Consider the following 14,689-nt stretch of genomic DNA (forward strand, 5'->3'; position numbering starts at 1 on the left):
CCAGTTGAATGGGTTCGCTCATTATTTCGGACTTCTGGAGATCCACGGTTCTCCTGACGGGCGGTACGATGTAGCTGTCTTTGTAAAGATCCCTCACCGACTTCTCAAGAGCTCTGGAAGGTTGCTCATGCTTGCGGAAGTTGTTTATAACGATTCCCAGGAAACCGAGGTCCGGATTGACGGTTTTCTTTATTATCTGGGCTATTTCGAACATTCTATCCAGTCCCTTGAGCGCGTATTTCCCCGGCGATACGGGAACCAGGAAGTAGTCGGCACAGACAAGGGCGATGTTCGTAAGAACGCCCAGGTTGGGCGGAGTGTCGAGTATTATCACTCTATAACGATCGAGCAAACCGAATTTCTTCAGAAAGTCTTTGAGAGTGAAGAGACTCCCCAGACCGTTGTTCATCGATTCAACCCTGTAAAGCTCATCGGAAGAGGGAATTATGTCGATGAAAGCGAATCCCTTGTTCACCGTTCTTAATATACCTTCGCAAGAGGCTATCCTGTCTCCTGATACTATCGAGGCCAGGTTGGGCTTTTCGGTCGTGTACGGATCCAGGTCAAGCGCAATGGTGAGGTTTCCTGAGGGATCAAGGTCTATGATCAACGTTTTATTACCACCTAGAGCGTATTCGTAAGCCAGGCTGTAAGCGAGAGTCGTCTTTCCAACTCCGCCTTTATGGTTGGCAACCGCAATTACCGGCATGGTATCACTCCGGTATCACGAGAGCAACTTTGCCATGTCTTCTATCTCTCGTTCGTCAGGTGTTTCTCCATCTACGGACATTTCCATTATCTTTCCGGCTATGTAGGTCAACATTCTTCTCGAGACCTTGGCGGCTCTCCTCGTCGACATCGATGAGCCAAGAGCCCTTTCCACTCTGTCGTAAAAATCGGCTCTGGCGTTGATGAGAATCTCCCTGATCCTCTTGTTCTTCATTCCATGAAGCCACAGATACACGAGCGAAACCATTATATCGGATCTCTCGGAGTATATCTTCAGGACCTCGTTGTAAAGATCCTTAATGAGATCGGCCGGTTGTTTGCCCGCCTCTATTAGAGGCTCGAGTCTCGGCAGAACGTAGTTGTTCAGTATGTACCTCGAAAGATCTATCAGCATACCGTCTTTCGAGCGATGATGGTAATGAATGGCAGCCAGGTTCACTTCGGCAATACCCGATACCTTGCGAGTGCTCAGCCCTTCTATCGTCTCTTCTGCTATTACTCTAATTGCCGCTTCCATTATTTTTTCTCTCGTTTCCTGACCACGCACAGTCGTCACTCCTTTCAATCGTTCGTATAACACAAATTATATCACAATGTTCTGTATAAATGAAGAACCGGGTTTTCAACCCGGTTCAAAAAATTCAGGGTATTATCCTTGTTCCCGACTCGCCTCTCAGGGCAAGATCGACCTTTTCCAGAGAGGTTATGATCGCTTCTCTGCCTGCGCTGGATACGAAATCCAGCGCCGATTCGATCTTCGGGAGCATGCTCCCTTTCGCGAAATGGCCCTCTTTTATCAATTTATGGCCTTCGTCGAGACTGAGAACGGTGAGGGCCTTCTGGTTCTCCTTGCCGAAGTTAACGTAAGCAAAATCTACACCGGTGAGGATTACGAGAGCGTCTGCATCTATGAGTTTAGCCAGAAGAGCCGATGCTCTGTCTTTATCTATGACGGCTTCGACACCCTTCACAAGACCGGAAGGCTCTCTAACGACGGGGATTCCCCCACCACCGGCAGCGATCACGACTGCACCAGTATCGATGAGAGTCTTGATTGCATCGATTTCAAGCACATCCAGCGGAATCGGAGAGGGTACAACTCTTCTGTAACCTCTCCCCGCATCTTCCTTCACCGTCCAGCCTTTGCTTTCTTCCAGTTCTCTGGCTGCTTCTTCGCTGTAGAAAGGACCCACGGGCTTGGAAGGATGCTGAAATCCAGGGTCGTTGGAATCGACGACTATCTGGGTCAGCACGCAGATCAGGTTTTTCTTCACGCCTCGCCGGAGCAACTCGTTGTTGAGAGTCTGTGCGATGAGATAGCCGATTGAACCCTGTGTCATGGCATCGTTGACGTCAATCGGGAACGGCGGAAAGGCCTCTTTGGCAATATCCTGCTGCACCAAAAGATTACCAACCTGCGGACCGTTACCGTGAGTTATGACCACTTCGTACCCTTCTTCGATCAGATCGGCGAGATAGGAGGTCGTTGAAAGCAAATTCCTCTGCATGACCTCGGCGGTTGGCTTTTCGTTGGGTTTGTTAAGGGCATTTCCGCCTATGGCTATTACAATCCTCTTCATACAATCCCCTAAAGAAGCGTGGCGATCATTACGGCCTTGATAGTGTGCTTCCTGTTTTCGGCTTCTTCGAATACTCTTGAAGCCGGACTTTCGAAGACCTCCTCGGTCACTTCGTTTCCCTTGACGGCCGGGAGGCAGTGAAGGAAGATCGCATCGCTCCTGCCCGTCCTTTCCATCAATTCTCGATTGACCTGGAAGGGTTTAAGGAGGGCGATTCTCTCCTGGAGCTTCCCCTCTTCTCCCATGGATGCCCACACGTCCGTGTATATGGCGTCGGCATTCTTGACCGCCAGATCTATATCTTCAGTGACTTCGATCGTGGCACCCGAGGTTCTGGCGATCTCTCTGCACTTGTCCACTATCGCCGTATCCGTATGAAGACTCTTCGGACCGCACGCAACGAAGTGAAGCCCCATCTTGGCCGATCCTATCATCAGCGAGTTGGCCATATTGTTTCTCGAGTCGCCTACAAAGACCAGTTTTCTGCCTTTGAGACTGCCCAGACTCTCTTCGATGGTGAGAAAGTCGGCCAGTATCTGCGTCGGATGGTACAGATCCGTGAGACCGTTATAAACAGGAACTCCAGACCAGTTGGCCAGAGTCTCCACAGTCTCCTGTTTGAATCCCCTGAAGGCTATCGCATCGAACATTCTACCGAGAACTCTGGCGGTGTCTTTGAGGTCCTCTTTCACTCCTAGATGTATATCATCTTTAGAAAGGAAAACGGCATGTCCGCCTTCCTCGCCAAAAGCCGTTTCAAAGGCAGTCCTGGTCCTGGTAGATCTCTTCTCGAACACGATCGCCAGCGTCTTCCCGGCGAACCGGTTCGTCGGTGTACCGGCCCTCCTCTCCACTTTAACCTGTTTCGAGATATCAAGCAAATACCGTATTTCGTCACTCGTGAAGTCCAGCAATGTCAAGAAACTCTTTCCTTTAAGATTTACGCCCATTTCGATCCTCCTTTTTTTGTTATCTCTAATATAATACATATATAAGCCGGGGCTTTCAATTGTCTCAGGCTGCCTGAAGAAACAAGGAGTAAACTCTATCACAACAAAGCGGTGTTATGCTTTCGTATGCTCAGGTATGTTTCGCTGATTTGGAGGTGGCAAAGTGCTTAAGGAGAAGTTGAAGGATTCGGTCAACAGAGTTTTGCAGAAAATGGGAATCGAAGAAGAAATCGAATTCAAGATAGAAATTCCACCGGAAGGATTCGGCGACCTTTCGACCAACGCGGCCTTCCTTTTATCCAGAATCATGAAGAAAAACCCAAGAGAAATCGCCTCCATTTTTGTGGCAGAACTTCAAAAAGAACTGGAGTACGATAGAGTGGAAATAGCCGGCCCCGGCTTCATAAACGTCGATTTCTCATCGAGTTATCTATCCGAAGTTTTGAGAGAAATGCTGAGTTGCCCTGATTTCTGGAGAGTACCGGAAAGCGTTGACATACAGTTCGAGTTCGCAAGCGCTAACCCCACCGGACCGTTTACGGTCGGACATGGAAGACAGGCCGTTTTTGGGGACGTTCTTTGCAGGATCTTCTCTTCGAGAGGCTACAGGGTTCAAAGAGAGATGTATATAAACGATGCTGGAAGACAGATAAACTTACTTGGCCGTTCTCTGTGGGTGAGATACAATCAACTACTGGGTTCTACGGTCGATCTTCCGGAAGATGGATACCAGGGTGACTACCTGATAGATATGGCCAGAGAGTTCATCGAAAAGCACGGGGAGCAATTCAAGGATACCTGGAACCCTCAGGTTGAATCTCTCTTCAAAGATTATGCCCTCAAAAACATGTTGTCCGATATAACCGGCACGTTGAACGTTCTCGGCGTGAGATTCGACAATATCTTCTACGAAAGCTCGACCATAAAGGATGGCACTGTCGAGAGTGTCCTTGGAAAGCTTCAGAAGAACGGGTTGGTTTACGAATCGGAAGGCGCAAAATGGTTCAAAGTCTCGCAGTTTTGCGAGGACGACGATAAGGTTCTAGTGAGATCCACCGGCAGCTACACCTACTTCATGACCGATATCGCCTACCACACGAACAAGTTCGAACGCGGGTTCGTTAAAGTGTACGATATTTGGGGTGCAGATCACATGGGACATATTCCAAGAATGAAAGCGGCAATGAAAGCGCTGGAACTTCCCGATGATTTTTTGAACATAATAATTCACCAGTACGTCAATCTGAAACGTGAGGGCGAGGTCGTGAAAATGTCGACCAGAAAAGGCGAGTTCACTACCCTGGATGAACTGGTAGAATCTGTCGGCGTGGATGCCACGAGATATTTTTTCGCCATGTTCGATCCCGATACGCACATGCTTTTCGATATAGACCTCGCCAAAAAGAAGTCTAACGAAAACCCCGTCTTCTATGTGCAGTATGCCCATGCGAGGATTACCAGCATATTCAAGACGGCATCTGAAAAGGGCGTGGTTTTAGATACCGACTCCATGGAACTTCTCAGCACGGACGAGGAGAGGAATCTGGTCAAGCTGGTGAGCATGTTCCCCGAGATTCTGGACTCGATAGTTCTCGATTACAGGACCAACCGGTTGACTTCTTATCTCGAGGATCTTTCAAGGGTCTTCCACGCTTACTACAACAAGTACATCGTCGTCGATCCCGGCAATGTGAAAACCTCCGGAGCCAGGCTTGCGCTGTGCGAATCGGTGAAAAATATTCTCAAAGGTGGTCTCGAACTACTGGGAGTAAGCGCACCGGAGAGTATGTGAACCGAAACCTTATGGAGCCGACGGAAAGACTGAAGATTGAAAGGCTAGTCGCGGGCGGGTATTCGCTTGCAAGAAGGAGCGACGGTAAAGTCGTTTTTCTTCAGGAGGGATATCCGGACGAGACTGTGATAGCCAGCTCCGTGAAGGGAAAACAGGATTTTCAGATAATGAAGGTCGATCGGCTCGTCACGCCTTCCGAGTACAGGAGAGAAAGACTGTGCAAAAACTTTCCAAAGTGTGGCGGATGCGACTGGCAGGACCTCGAATACTCCCGGCAATTGTACTGGAAGGGCGAGATCGTCAAAGAACAGTTCAGGAGAGTTGGAAAGATGGAACTCCCTCAACTGGAAGTTGCACCCTCTCAACAGAGAGTGAATTACAGAAACAAAATGGAGTTCGTATCCTACCCGGGGAAGGAAGGTCTTTCGCTCGGTCTGTACGCCAGAGGCAGCTTTACACCGGTCGATTGCGACGGCTGCGTTTTGGGTTTGAAGGACTTCGACGCAACGAGACGAGCCTTTCAGGGAATTTTGAGAAAGACTCCCCTGAGGCCTTACGACAGGAACGGTGGAAGCGGAGAACTCAAGCATCTCGTTCTCCGGGGAAACGGCAGCCAGATGATGGCCATCCTTATCACGAAGGGTGAGAATCTCCCGGGCGAAGCTTACATAGCAGAGAGCGTTCAAAAGCGTCTGAAAAATGTTAAGACTCTAGTTCACCTCATAAACACCAGCGATAAAGTGGTCCTGAGAGGTCTTGCGAGAGTACTTTACGGTGATGGGGTGCTGGCCCATCAACTATCCTGGCAGAGGTTCGAGATCCCTACAACCGCTTTCTATCAGAACAATTCAGGTGTAACTGAGGCAATTATCGATCATCTTGAAAGAGAGCTGAAGTTGACCGACGAAGATTCGCTTCTCGATCTCTACGCAGGGGTGGGGACCTTCTCTCTCACACTGGGGAGGAAGTTGCGGAGGGTTGTGGCTGTGGAATCCAGTCCCGTCTCGGCGAAGGCCTTCAGGGCGAACGCGAAGATCAACGAAATGTTCGCGGCACAGTCTGTCGAGAGCGATGTCGGAGATTATCTTAAAAAGCGATCCGATTCCTTCACTACGGTCGTTATGGATCCCCCCAGGTCGGGCATCGGAAGAGATATACTCCTGGTGGAGAAGTTCAGACCTTCGAAGGTGGCCTATATCTCGTGCGACCCTACGACCCTGGCCAGAGACATAGCCCTTCTGAAAAGCTCGGGGTTTGAAATTGTTTCCGTAAAGGCTTTCGATATGTTTCCGCAAACCTGGCATGTGGAGACCGTCGTCGTGCTTTCAAGTTCTAAGTCATAGGAGGGTGGCTATGGTAGAGATGAAGAACTTCTCGGATCTGATCCGTCTTGCAAAAGGCAGGGAACCGAAGAGAGTGGTTCTCATCGGCTCGGAAGATCGAGAAGGTGTCAAGGCCCTTAAATCGGCCGTCGAAGAGGAAATTGCGTTTCCGATTTTCGTTGGCGACGAAAATCGGACCTCGCAGATCCTCTCCGAAGAAGGACTAGAAGGAGAAGTGATACCCGCTTCCAGCAACGAAGAGGCCTGCGAGAAGGGCGTGAAGTTCGTACGACAGGGTCGGGCCGATATAGTCATGAAGGGACTCGTCAAAACTTCCACACTTCTGAAGGCCGTTCTGAACAAAGAGTGGGGATTGCGCTCGGGAAACGTTTTGAGCCATATCGCCGCACTCGATGTGCCGGCAATCGACAGGATCGTTTTTGTCACGGACGGGGGAATGGTCATAAAGCCAGATCTCCAGACTAAGGTCTCGATAATCGAAAACGCAGTCGTTTTTTTGGGGTCCATCGGATATGAGAAACCGAAAGTGGCGCTTATAACGGCTGTGGAAGTTTTAAACGGCGATATGCCGGAGACCCTGGATGCGGCAGTGATAGCCAAGATGGCTCAAAGGGGACAGATATCCAATTGCGAAGTGGATGGCCCACTCGGCCTCGATAACGCACTGTCTTTAGAAGCGGCGAAGATAAAAAAGGTAACCGGTCCGGTCGCCGGTATGGCCGATCTTCTGGTGGTTCCGGAAATAGCCGCCGGAAATTTTCTCGGTAAATCGGCCGTCTATCTCGCCGGAGGCACTATCGCCGGTCTGGTGGTGGGCGCCGCTGCCCCCATAGTTATAGTCTCCAGGGCCGACTCGGCTTCTTCTAAGCTCGCGTCCATAGCTCTAGCAAGCCTTTCTATAGGGAGAAACACGTGAAAGTGGAGTATGCCGGCGGTTTCCTCTCGCTGGAAGGGGAAATGACCGCCCGTGAGTTGCTTGATCGGTTGGGACTGGATTTTGAAGATCATTTAGTCATAAAAGACGGTTCTCTGGTACCGCTCGAAGAGAAGATCGAAGACTCTTCAAACATAATCATTTTGAAGGCCGTCGTCGGCGGTTGAGACGTTCCAGAAAATTCAACGCCAGCTCATCGGACAACTCGATTCCCAGATCGAGATGGGCTTTGTGTTCGCCGTGGTAGTCGCTGCCCCCGGTGGGTATCAGGTCCATCTCGCGGGCAACGGCAAAGAGTTGCATTTTTAGGTCTCGATCGTACTCTTTATAAAATGCCTCTATACCCTCCAGTCCGAGGGTTTTGAGTTTGCAGATCATCTCTTTCAGTTCATCAAGGTCGAGTTTCAAAGACATGGGGTGCGCCAGAACGGGAATTCCGCCACCGGAAATTATAAGCTCAATAGATTGACCGATCTCGAGTTTCTTTTTCTCGACGTAGGCAGCGGCGCCCTTGCCTATGTAGAGACGAAAGGCCTCCTCTATCGAAGAGACGTAGCCTTTTTTGGTCAGCAGGCTTGCGATGTGGGGCCGTCCGAGGCTCTCGCCGGGAAAGTTTTCCTCGAGTTCTCTCTCCTCGAGAGAGATGCCGATTTCTCGAAGTTTTCGCATGATCTGGTCGTTGCGATCGTCTCTCATATCCCTCAGTCGGGAAAGAGTCCTCTCGAGATAATCGAGGTTCAGATCGTATCCGTATCCGAGAATATCCAGAGTCTCATTGTGATCGCAGCTTATTTCGACACCGTTGACGTAGGTCATGCCTTTCGATTCCGCAATAATCCGGGCGTCGCTCTGGGCCGTAACTGTGTCATGGTCGGTTATGGATAAGATCTTAATCCCTTTTTCACAGGCTTTAGTGACCAGGGACCGGACAGAGTCGGTGCCGTCTGAACGGTCGGAATGACAGTGTAGATCAACCAACATGTAAAACACCACCGTTAATGAGGTAAAATGCTATTATCCAGACGCAAGAGGTGATATTAATAGAATACTACCTGGAACAGGGTACGATTTTGAAGAGACGTTACAGAATAAACGAACCTCTTGGAAAGGGCGGTTTTGGAATAACCTATTTATGTACCGATCTTCTAGGCGGGGAAAGAGTCGCCGTGAAGGAATTCTTCCCCAGAGGTGCCGAAAGGAACGGGAACAACGTGAGCCCCGTTTCCGACGATTTGAGGGAGGTATATTACGACAAGCTCTCGTCTTTTTCCGAAGAGTTCAGGATAATCTCCACCATAAGCAACGACCACGTTGTGAAGGTTTTGGATTTCTTCACCGAGAACAACACGGCGTACTACGTCATGGAGTTCATAGATGGTTTGAATCTCAAAGAGTACGTGAAAAACAACGGAATGCCAGACCTGAAAACCTGTTACAGGATCTTGCTGGACATCCTGGACGGTGTGAATGCCATTCACGGCAGGGGCTACATACACGGCGACCTTAAGCCCACAAACGTAATGGCCAAAGGCGACGGAAGGATAAAAGTCATGGATTTCGGCGCCGCCTGTCTCAAGGATGCATTCTTCTCTTTTCTTTCTGCCAAGGTTATTTCGATAAGCTATACATGCCCGGAGAAGTTCTTCGCCTCGTCTGTGCCCGACAATTCGTGGGATATTTATTCTATTGGAGGCATAATGTTCTTTCTTCTGAGCGGCAAAGACCCCGTTCCGGCCACGGAAAGGGTCAAGGGAATTCCTCTTGAAATGAGCCTTATATCAAATAGAAAGGCCAGGTTGATCATTGAGAAAGCGATGTCTTTCTCTCCAAAAAAAAGATACCGTGACTCCGATCAATTCAAAAAGGCCTTGAGCAGTCGTTTTTTCTTTTAGACTATCTTCTAGCTATGAGCCGGTAAATATCTTCCAGTTCGCCTACTAGATCGCGATACTCCGTTATTTTTTCACAGAAAGCGCGGAACCTCTCCTCGACCAGCGCTCTCGCCTGTTCGACCGTCTTAAAGCTGAGCAGGGTGAGTTTGTCCTGTGAGAGATCCTTCCCCGGTGTCTTACCAAGTTCCTGAAGGGTTGAAGTGGCATCTTTTATGTCGTCCATCATCTGGAAGATCTCCCCAAAATCTATACCGAGTTCGAACATTTCGCGGAATTTAGATCCATCCTCCATACAGAAAGGGGCGGCGAAACAGAAACCGAACAGAGAAGCGGTTTTCCCCCTGCGTATGAAAGAGAGAAGCTCTTCGGTTCTTTCCGATGGAGCGACATCGGCGAACTCTCCTTCGACTACTTGAAGCGACACATCACTCCACAAACCTACGAGCCTTTCTTTATACCGGTGATCGAGATCCAGTGAAGATATGACCTTTGACGGGTAGAGCATCAGATAATCACCGGCCAGTATGGCCCGGGCCTCACCGAAGATCGAATGGTTGGAAGGCTTTCCGCGCCTGATATCGTCGTTGTCAATCGGGGGAAGATCGTCGTGTATCAAACTTCCGCTATGAAAGAGCTCCACAGCGATACCCGTCTTCAGAGCACTATCACATCCAAAGGATGTCAAATCGGACAGCTCCCATACTAGATACGGCCTCAGTCTCTTTCCGCCGACCAGAGGAGTGTACGAAACTATTTCCCTAAAAGGCGAGTAACTACATATTCCGTCGAGGTGATCGCTGAGTTTTCTATCGAAGAAAGGTATGAACTTCTCAAGCTTCATTTTTCGTCTCTGTCCTTGAAATGCCTCTTTAGCTCCTCGATATCGAGGTTTTCCACGAACTTTTTGAAACCCTCCATGTCTTCTTCCTGGTTATTTCCAATCATATCGGGTTGAAGCGTGTCGAGATCTATCGAACTCTCGGCAAAGACTCTATCGTCAACAAAAATCGCAAAACTCTTTTTAACTGCAAGGACAAGGCAATCGGAAGGTCTCGCATCGATTATCATGGTCTTTCCCGACGGATCCTTCAGGTGAAGACTCGCGTAATAGATGTTATCTTTCACATCGCCTATCACTGCCATCTCGAAAGAGGCGCCGAGACGTTCCACCGTGTTTATGAAAAGGTCGTAAGTCAAAGGTCTGGGGAAGTCCTTTCCACTAACGGCCAGAGCCAGTGCCTCGGCTTCGAACGGACCTATCCATATTCCAAATCCCTTGTTCGTCTTTTCCACCTCAAGTATTACCACCGGCGAATTGCTCTGGTCCAGAGCCAGCCCTCTGAGTCTAACCTGTAACATTCGAGTCACCTCGATTCCTGGATGATTCAAGGTTTTTCTTAATTATATTATAGACTTCTTTTCTGAACCGCTCTTCACTTTCGAATCCCTCAGGCGAGATAGGTTCGGCTATGGAGAGGTTGATTCTGGAGGGTGTGATAAGATAGCCGTTCTTCTTCATGAGCTTCCCGGTTCCATCCAGCGCAACCGGAAGAACTTTGACGCCCAGTTTGAAAGGGATCGAGAGACTTCCCTCTTTGAACTCTCCAAGCTCTCCACTTTCGCTCCTCGTTCCCTCGGGGAACAGAAGTATCGTACCGTCCTCTTTCAGAATCTTCAGAATCTTCCTCATGGCTCCGGCCGTCTGGAGTTTATTTCCACGATCTATATACACGCCGTCCAGAGCCTTTATGAACCAGCTTATCCCCGGTATTTTCGAGAGTTCCTTCTTCGCGATGAAAGATATCCCCGGATAGACATATCCCGGTATCAACGGTATATCGAAGGCGCTCTGATGGTTGGCCGCTATAACCATCGGTCCATCCTCGGGAACGTTCTCTTTCCCCTTCACTGTAACTCTGGAACCGGAGAGAATGAAGGCCGCCCTTCCAAACCTCGAAACCTCCCGGGAGATGAACCGCTTCTTCCATTTCTTTCCTTTGTATTTACCGAGTATGCTGCCGACGATTATTACCAGTCCACCGTACACACAGATATACAGAACGCCTATGATCGCGATCCATAAGGTTATGAATAAACTAACAAGCGTCTTCAGAAAGCTCAAGTTTTTCGACCTCCAGGACATCTCCATTCCTGATTCTATAGACTTGCGACCGATTCAAAGCCTCCCGAACGATCTCATCGAAATCGAGCCCGGCCTCGACTCTTTGAATATCTATCATTCTGGCCTTGGTGACAGGACTCGATGGAACGAAGATCGTACAGCAATCTTCGTAAGGTAGTATAGAGATCTCGAAGGTTTCGATGGCACGAGCTATAGAGATCGTCTCAATTTTATCGTAAGTGATCAGCGGTCTCAACACAAGTTTGTCGGTCGGTTCGGCTATCACGGCCATGTTCTCCAGAGTTTGACTGGCGACTTGACCGAGATTCTCCCCCGTGACCATAGCCTTGATATGAGTCTTGTCGGCGATTCTGTCGGCTATTCTCATCATGAGCCTTCTCTGACAAACCAGACTGTACCTCTCCTGTACATGCCTGTGAATAGCCATTTGGGCTTGAGTGAAGTGAACGCTGTAGAATTTCAACATTCTACCGCCGTTGAAGAGAGAGAGCCTTTTTGCAAGGGAGAGAACCTTTTCGAAGGCCATTTCCCCCGTGTAAGGAGGACTGGAGAAATGTATAGCATCTATGCTTAGACCCCTCTTCTGGGCTAGCCATCCGGCGACCGGGCTGTCTATACCACCGGAGAGAAAGAGCAAAGCCCTTCCGCTAACGCCAACCGGTAGTCCACCGATCGCCTGTGTTTTGCCGCTGGAAATGAGCACACCTTCATCCCTTATCTCTATCTCTACAACAAACTGCGGATTGTGTATATCTACGGAAACTTCGGGGATAGCTTCGAGAATCTTCTCCCCGACGAGAGGATTCAATTCGATGCTCTTGATGGGAAACCTCTTGTCTAGCCTTCTGGTTTCGACTTTGAAGGTCCTGCGCCCTTTCATCATCTCGGCCTTTGCGAGCTCTATCGATGTGGAGAATATGTCGTTTATATCGTACGTAGTCCAGGATCCAAGGCTGTAATTCTGAACACCGGAGGTTCTCTTTATAGCCATTTCGGCCTCTGACAGTTTTTCAGGGGATACGGTGACGATTATTCTGCCCCTGATTCTCTGTACGGTTGATTTTCCGATCTGCCTCTTTATATTGCCGGTCAGAGTCTTTTCGAACATCTTTCTGTTTCCCTGCTTTAAGGCTATTTCACCGTATCTGACGACGATGAATTTATCCACTGGAATAACTCCTTTCTTGCATGATATATAATACTCCTATCATACATTCTTTTAGGGAGGTGCGCTTTTTTATGAAGAAACTACTTCTCTTTCTGATCGTTTTGGGGAGTACCGTTTTCGCTTTTTCCAGCGATTTCGAAACTCTGCTGGGAGAGTTTGTACAGATCAGATCGATGCAAGATTCGCAACAGATGTCCGAGTTCATAACAAAAGTCGAAAAAGAAGATCTGAACGACTACGAAATCTTAACGCTTCTGGCCGATTGTCACAGGGAATACGCAAACTGGATAGAGGACAAGAAGACCAGGGAATCCCACTACAAGACATCGCGGGAACTCGCGGAAAAGGCGATAAAGTTGAACCCGAATTACGGTATGGCTTACTACGTGAAAGGAGCCTCGATAGGACAGCTGGCACAGATGGCCGGGATTATTCAGTCGATGTTTCTTATAACAGATTTCGATAAGAGCATCGACAAGGCGATGGAATTGATGTCCGAAAGCCCCTTTCCATTCATAGCCAAAGGCATGAGGGATAGAGATACGCCCTGGCCGTACAGAAACTACGACAAATCCGAAGACAGGTTTTTGAAAGCAATAGAGAACGATCCGGCATATATTAACTCTTACTACGAACTCGCACTCCTTTACGAGATCTGGAAGAAAAAAGACCTGGCCGCCCAGTACTACAGAAAGGTCGTCGAGATGGAGCTCCAGACGGACTTCATCGTTCAGGGCCAGGAATCGAAGGAAAAGGCACAGAAGTGGTTGGCGGAAAACGGATATTGAAATGCTTTACAGAACAATTTTCTCTTTGATTCCCCTCTTCTTGATGCCGATCATGGGTCATGGACTGCTGCGAGGATTGCTGGTCTCGTCCGTAATGGTCGCCGGTGTGTTGCTCGGCAGGGAGAGTCATAGAGTGAGTCGAATCCAGAATCTCACGTTCGTTCTGTTTTACGCGCTGCTCATCTTTGGATATTTGCAAAATACATCGGCGCCACTGTACGGCGATCAAATCTTTCTACTGGCGGTGGCGCAGGGAGTCTCGGGGTTATATGGGCTCTTTCATCGCAGGAAGACGCTTTCTATCCTGTTCGCCTGTGGATGCTGGACACTGATAGCCGTATCCCTGGCACAGGTGGCATACGCCAAACTTGGAACGAAAGGTATCCTTCTGGCCGGAGCGCTCATGGTCCTGGTTGCGCTTCAGGATGTGAGAAGGATATTGAAACCTATAGATAGAAACTACACCGGACGGGATGGGATGGAATAATCATGGGTAAAGAAAAGAGGATAAGGATCGGAGTAGTTCAGTTCAATTCTAAGACAGACGAACCTGGCGAAAACCTCGAAAAAGCAGTCAATTACATCGAAAATCTTGTGGAAGAAGAGGTGGATCTCGTTCTTCTGCCGGAGATGTTCAACAGCGGTTACGGGACTGACGAGGGGGTCATTAAGAGTGCCATCGAGATGCAGGAGGAGACCATAGAAACGCTCTCGGCTCTTTCCGACTACAACGACATAGCCATAGTCGGTGGCGTAGTCAACAAGACCGGAGAGGACCTCTACAACTCTTCCGTGATAATGCTTCCTTACGGCGAACCTGTATATTACAACAAGACGCACCTCTTTCGCAACGAGAAAAACGTTTTCAAGCCCGGTAACTCACTGAAGAGCTTCGAGTTCGCGGGGGTGAAGTTCGGGATACTCATGTGCTACGAGATCGGTTTCCCAGAGATATCCAGAAAGCTTTCCAGAGAAGGTGCGCAGGTGTTGCTCGTCCCTTTCGCCTTCGGGAGGGAGAGGAGAGAGATCTACGAAGTAGCTACTCGTGCGAGGGCCATAGAAAACGGTTGTTTCCTCGCTGCGGCAAGCCAGAGTGGCAGGTGTCCTTCCATGGAGATGGTTGGAGAGAGCAGAATCGTCTCGCCTTCGGGGGAAATAATGTGCGACTGCGGAAAGGGCGAAGGATTCTGTCTGACCGATCTCGACATCCATCAGGTGGAGAGATACAGGTACAAAGAATCTGGCAACTCCCACGGGTACTTCGCGAACATGCGAGAGGACCTTTACCGTTGAAGAACTGGTTGACAGGACCGGATCGATGATATACAATAAAAAACGTCAGTGGGCCGTTAGCTCAGCAGGCAGAGCGA

General features: G+C 49.2%; 17 protein-coding genes. 8 read left to right on the top strand and 9 right to left on the bottom strand.

Going from position 1 to position 14,689, the window contains the following annotated elements:
• The 4 genes from PKX57_RS08945 to argF form a co-directional block, all read right to left on the bottom strand.
• Positions 1-709 (bottom strand): ParA family protein (locus tag PKX57_RS08945; protein ID WP_472416874.1); only part of this gene is annotated, 709 nt, incomplete at its 3' end.
• A 15-nt stretch (positions 710-724) separates the two neighbouring features.
• Entirely contained in the window at positions 725-1,276 is a 552-nt protein-coding gene (locus PKX57_RS08950) for a TetR family transcriptional regulator (protein ID WP_214048501.1), read from the bottom strand.
• A gap of 94 nt (positions 1,277-1,370) precedes the next feature.
• Entirely contained in the window at positions 1,371-2,309 is a 939-nt protein-coding gene (gene arcC / locus PKX57_RS08955; RefSeq protein WP_213920766.1) for a carbamate kinase, read from the bottom strand.
• 8 nt (positions 2,310-2,317) lie between these two features.
• The gene (argF, locus tag PKX57_RS08960) at positions 2,318-3,259 is read right to left on the bottom strand and encodes an ornithine carbamoyltransferase (RefSeq protein ID WP_213920765.1); all 942 of its coding nucleotides are present in this window, start codon (positions 3,257-3,259) and stop codon (positions 2,318-2,320) included.
• Between the two features lie 163 nt (positions 3,260-3,422).
• Here argF and argS point away from each other — a divergent pair, with 163 nt between their 5' ends.
• Genes argS through PKX57_RS08980 form a run of 4 tightly spaced genes read left to right on the top strand, consistent with a single transcriptional unit; the run spans position 3,423 to position 7,495 of the window.
• Positions 3,423-5,051, top strand: coding sequence for an arginine--tRNA ligase (gene argS, locus PKX57_RS08965; protein ID WP_472416876.1), 1,629 nt, complete (start codon positions 3,423-3,425; stop codon positions 5,049-5,051).
• Complete coding sequence (rlmD, locus tag PKX57_RS08970) at positions 5,048-6,394, top strand: 23S rRNA (uracil(1939)-C(5))-methyltransferase RlmD (protein ID WP_472416878.1); 1,347 nt, start codon at positions 5,048-5,050, stop codon at positions 6,392-6,394. The genes argS and rlmD overlap by 4 nt, the downstream gene beginning before the upstream one ends.
• A gap of 10 nt (positions 6,395-6,404) precedes the next feature.
• The gene (locus PKX57_RS08975; RefSeq protein WP_472416880.1) at positions 6,405-7,310 is read left to right on the top strand and encodes a bifunctional enoyl-CoA hydratase/phosphate acetyltransferase; all 906 of its coding nucleotides are present in this window, start codon (positions 6,405-6,407) and stop codon (positions 7,308-7,310) included.
• Positions 7,307-7,495, top strand: coding sequence for a MoaD/ThiS family protein (locus PKX57_RS08980; protein WP_213921696.1), 189 nt, complete (start codon positions 7,307-7,309; stop codon positions 7,493-7,495). The genes PKX57_RS08975 and PKX57_RS08980 overlap by 4 nt, the downstream gene beginning before the upstream one ends.
• Here the strand turns inward: PKX57_RS08980 and PKX57_RS08985 are convergent.
• Positions 7,467-8,309, bottom strand: a complete 843-nt coding sequence (locus PKX57_RS08985) for a PHP domain-containing protein (protein ID WP_472414430.1) — start codon at positions 8,307-8,309, stop codon at positions 7,467-7,469. The genes PKX57_RS08980 and PKX57_RS08985 overlap by 29 nt on opposite strands.
• A gap of 50 nt (positions 8,310-8,359) precedes the next feature.
• Between PKX57_RS08985 and PKX57_RS08990 the strand changes: the two genes are divergently transcribed.
• Positions 8,360-9,220, top strand: a complete 861-nt coding sequence (locus tag PKX57_RS08990; protein ID WP_213921699.1) for a protein kinase domain-containing protein — start codon at positions 8,360-8,362, stop codon at positions 9,218-9,220.
• Position 9,221: 1 nt separating this feature from the next.
• Here the strand turns inward: PKX57_RS08990 and PKX57_RS08995 are convergent, their stop codons facing one another.
• The 4 genes from PKX57_RS08995 to thiI are packed head-to-tail and all read right to left on the bottom strand — an operon-like array spanning position 9,222 to position 12,531.
• Entirely contained in the window at positions 9,222-10,061 is an 840-nt protein-coding gene (locus PKX57_RS08995; protein WP_213921700.1) for a polyprenyl synthetase family protein, read from the bottom strand.
• Entirely contained in the window at positions 10,058-10,579 is a 522-nt protein-coding gene (locus PKX57_RS09000; RefSeq protein ID WP_213921701.1) for a bifunctional nuclease domain-containing protein, read from the bottom strand. The genes PKX57_RS08995 and PKX57_RS09000 overlap by 4 nt, the downstream gene beginning before the upstream one ends.
• Positions 10,566-11,342: a lysophospholipid acyltransferase family protein gene (locus PKX57_RS09005; protein WP_472416882.1), complete on the bottom strand. Its 777-nt coding sequence runs from the start codon at positions 11,340-11,342 to the stop codon at positions 10,566-10,568. Before PKX57_RS09005 ends, PKX57_RS09000 begins: the two co-directional genes overlap by 14 nt.
• Positions 11,317-12,531 (bottom strand): tRNA uracil 4-sulfurtransferase ThiI, encoded by a 1,215-nt coding sequence (gene thiI, locus PKX57_RS09010; RefSeq protein ID WP_472416884.1) that lies wholly within the window; start codon positions 12,529-12,531, stop codon positions 11,317-11,319. Before thiI ends, PKX57_RS09005 begins: the two co-directional genes overlap by 26 nt.
• A 71-nt stretch (positions 12,532-12,602) precedes the next feature.
• Between thiI and PKX57_RS09015 the strand changes: the two genes are divergently transcribed.
• From PKX57_RS09015 to PKX57_RS09025, 3 genes are read left to right on the top strand one after another with little or no spacing between them, the layout of a single operon-like run.
• The gene (locus PKX57_RS09015; protein WP_214050417.1) at positions 12,603-13,319 is read left to right on the top strand and encodes a hypothetical protein; all 717 of its coding nucleotides are present in this window, start codon (positions 12,603-12,605) and stop codon (positions 13,317-13,319) included.
• 1 nt (position 13,320) lies between these two features.
• Positions 13,321-13,806, top strand: coding sequence for a hypothetical protein (locus tag PKX57_RS09020; RefSeq protein ID WP_472416886.1), 486 nt, complete (start codon positions 13,321-13,323; stop codon positions 13,804-13,806).
• A 2-nt stretch (positions 13,807-13,808) separates the two neighbouring features.
• Entirely contained in the window at positions 13,809-14,612 is an 804-nt protein-coding gene (locus PKX57_RS09025; protein ID WP_214048238.1) for a nitrilase-related carbon-nitrogen hydrolase, read from the top strand.
• The last annotated feature ends 77 nt before the right edge of the window (positions 14,613-14,689 follow it).

Origin of the sequence: Mesotoga sp., from assembly GCF_035363035.1 — a bacterium.
Lineage (GTDB): Bacteria > Thermotogota > Thermotogae > Petrotogales > Kosmotogaceae > Mesotoga.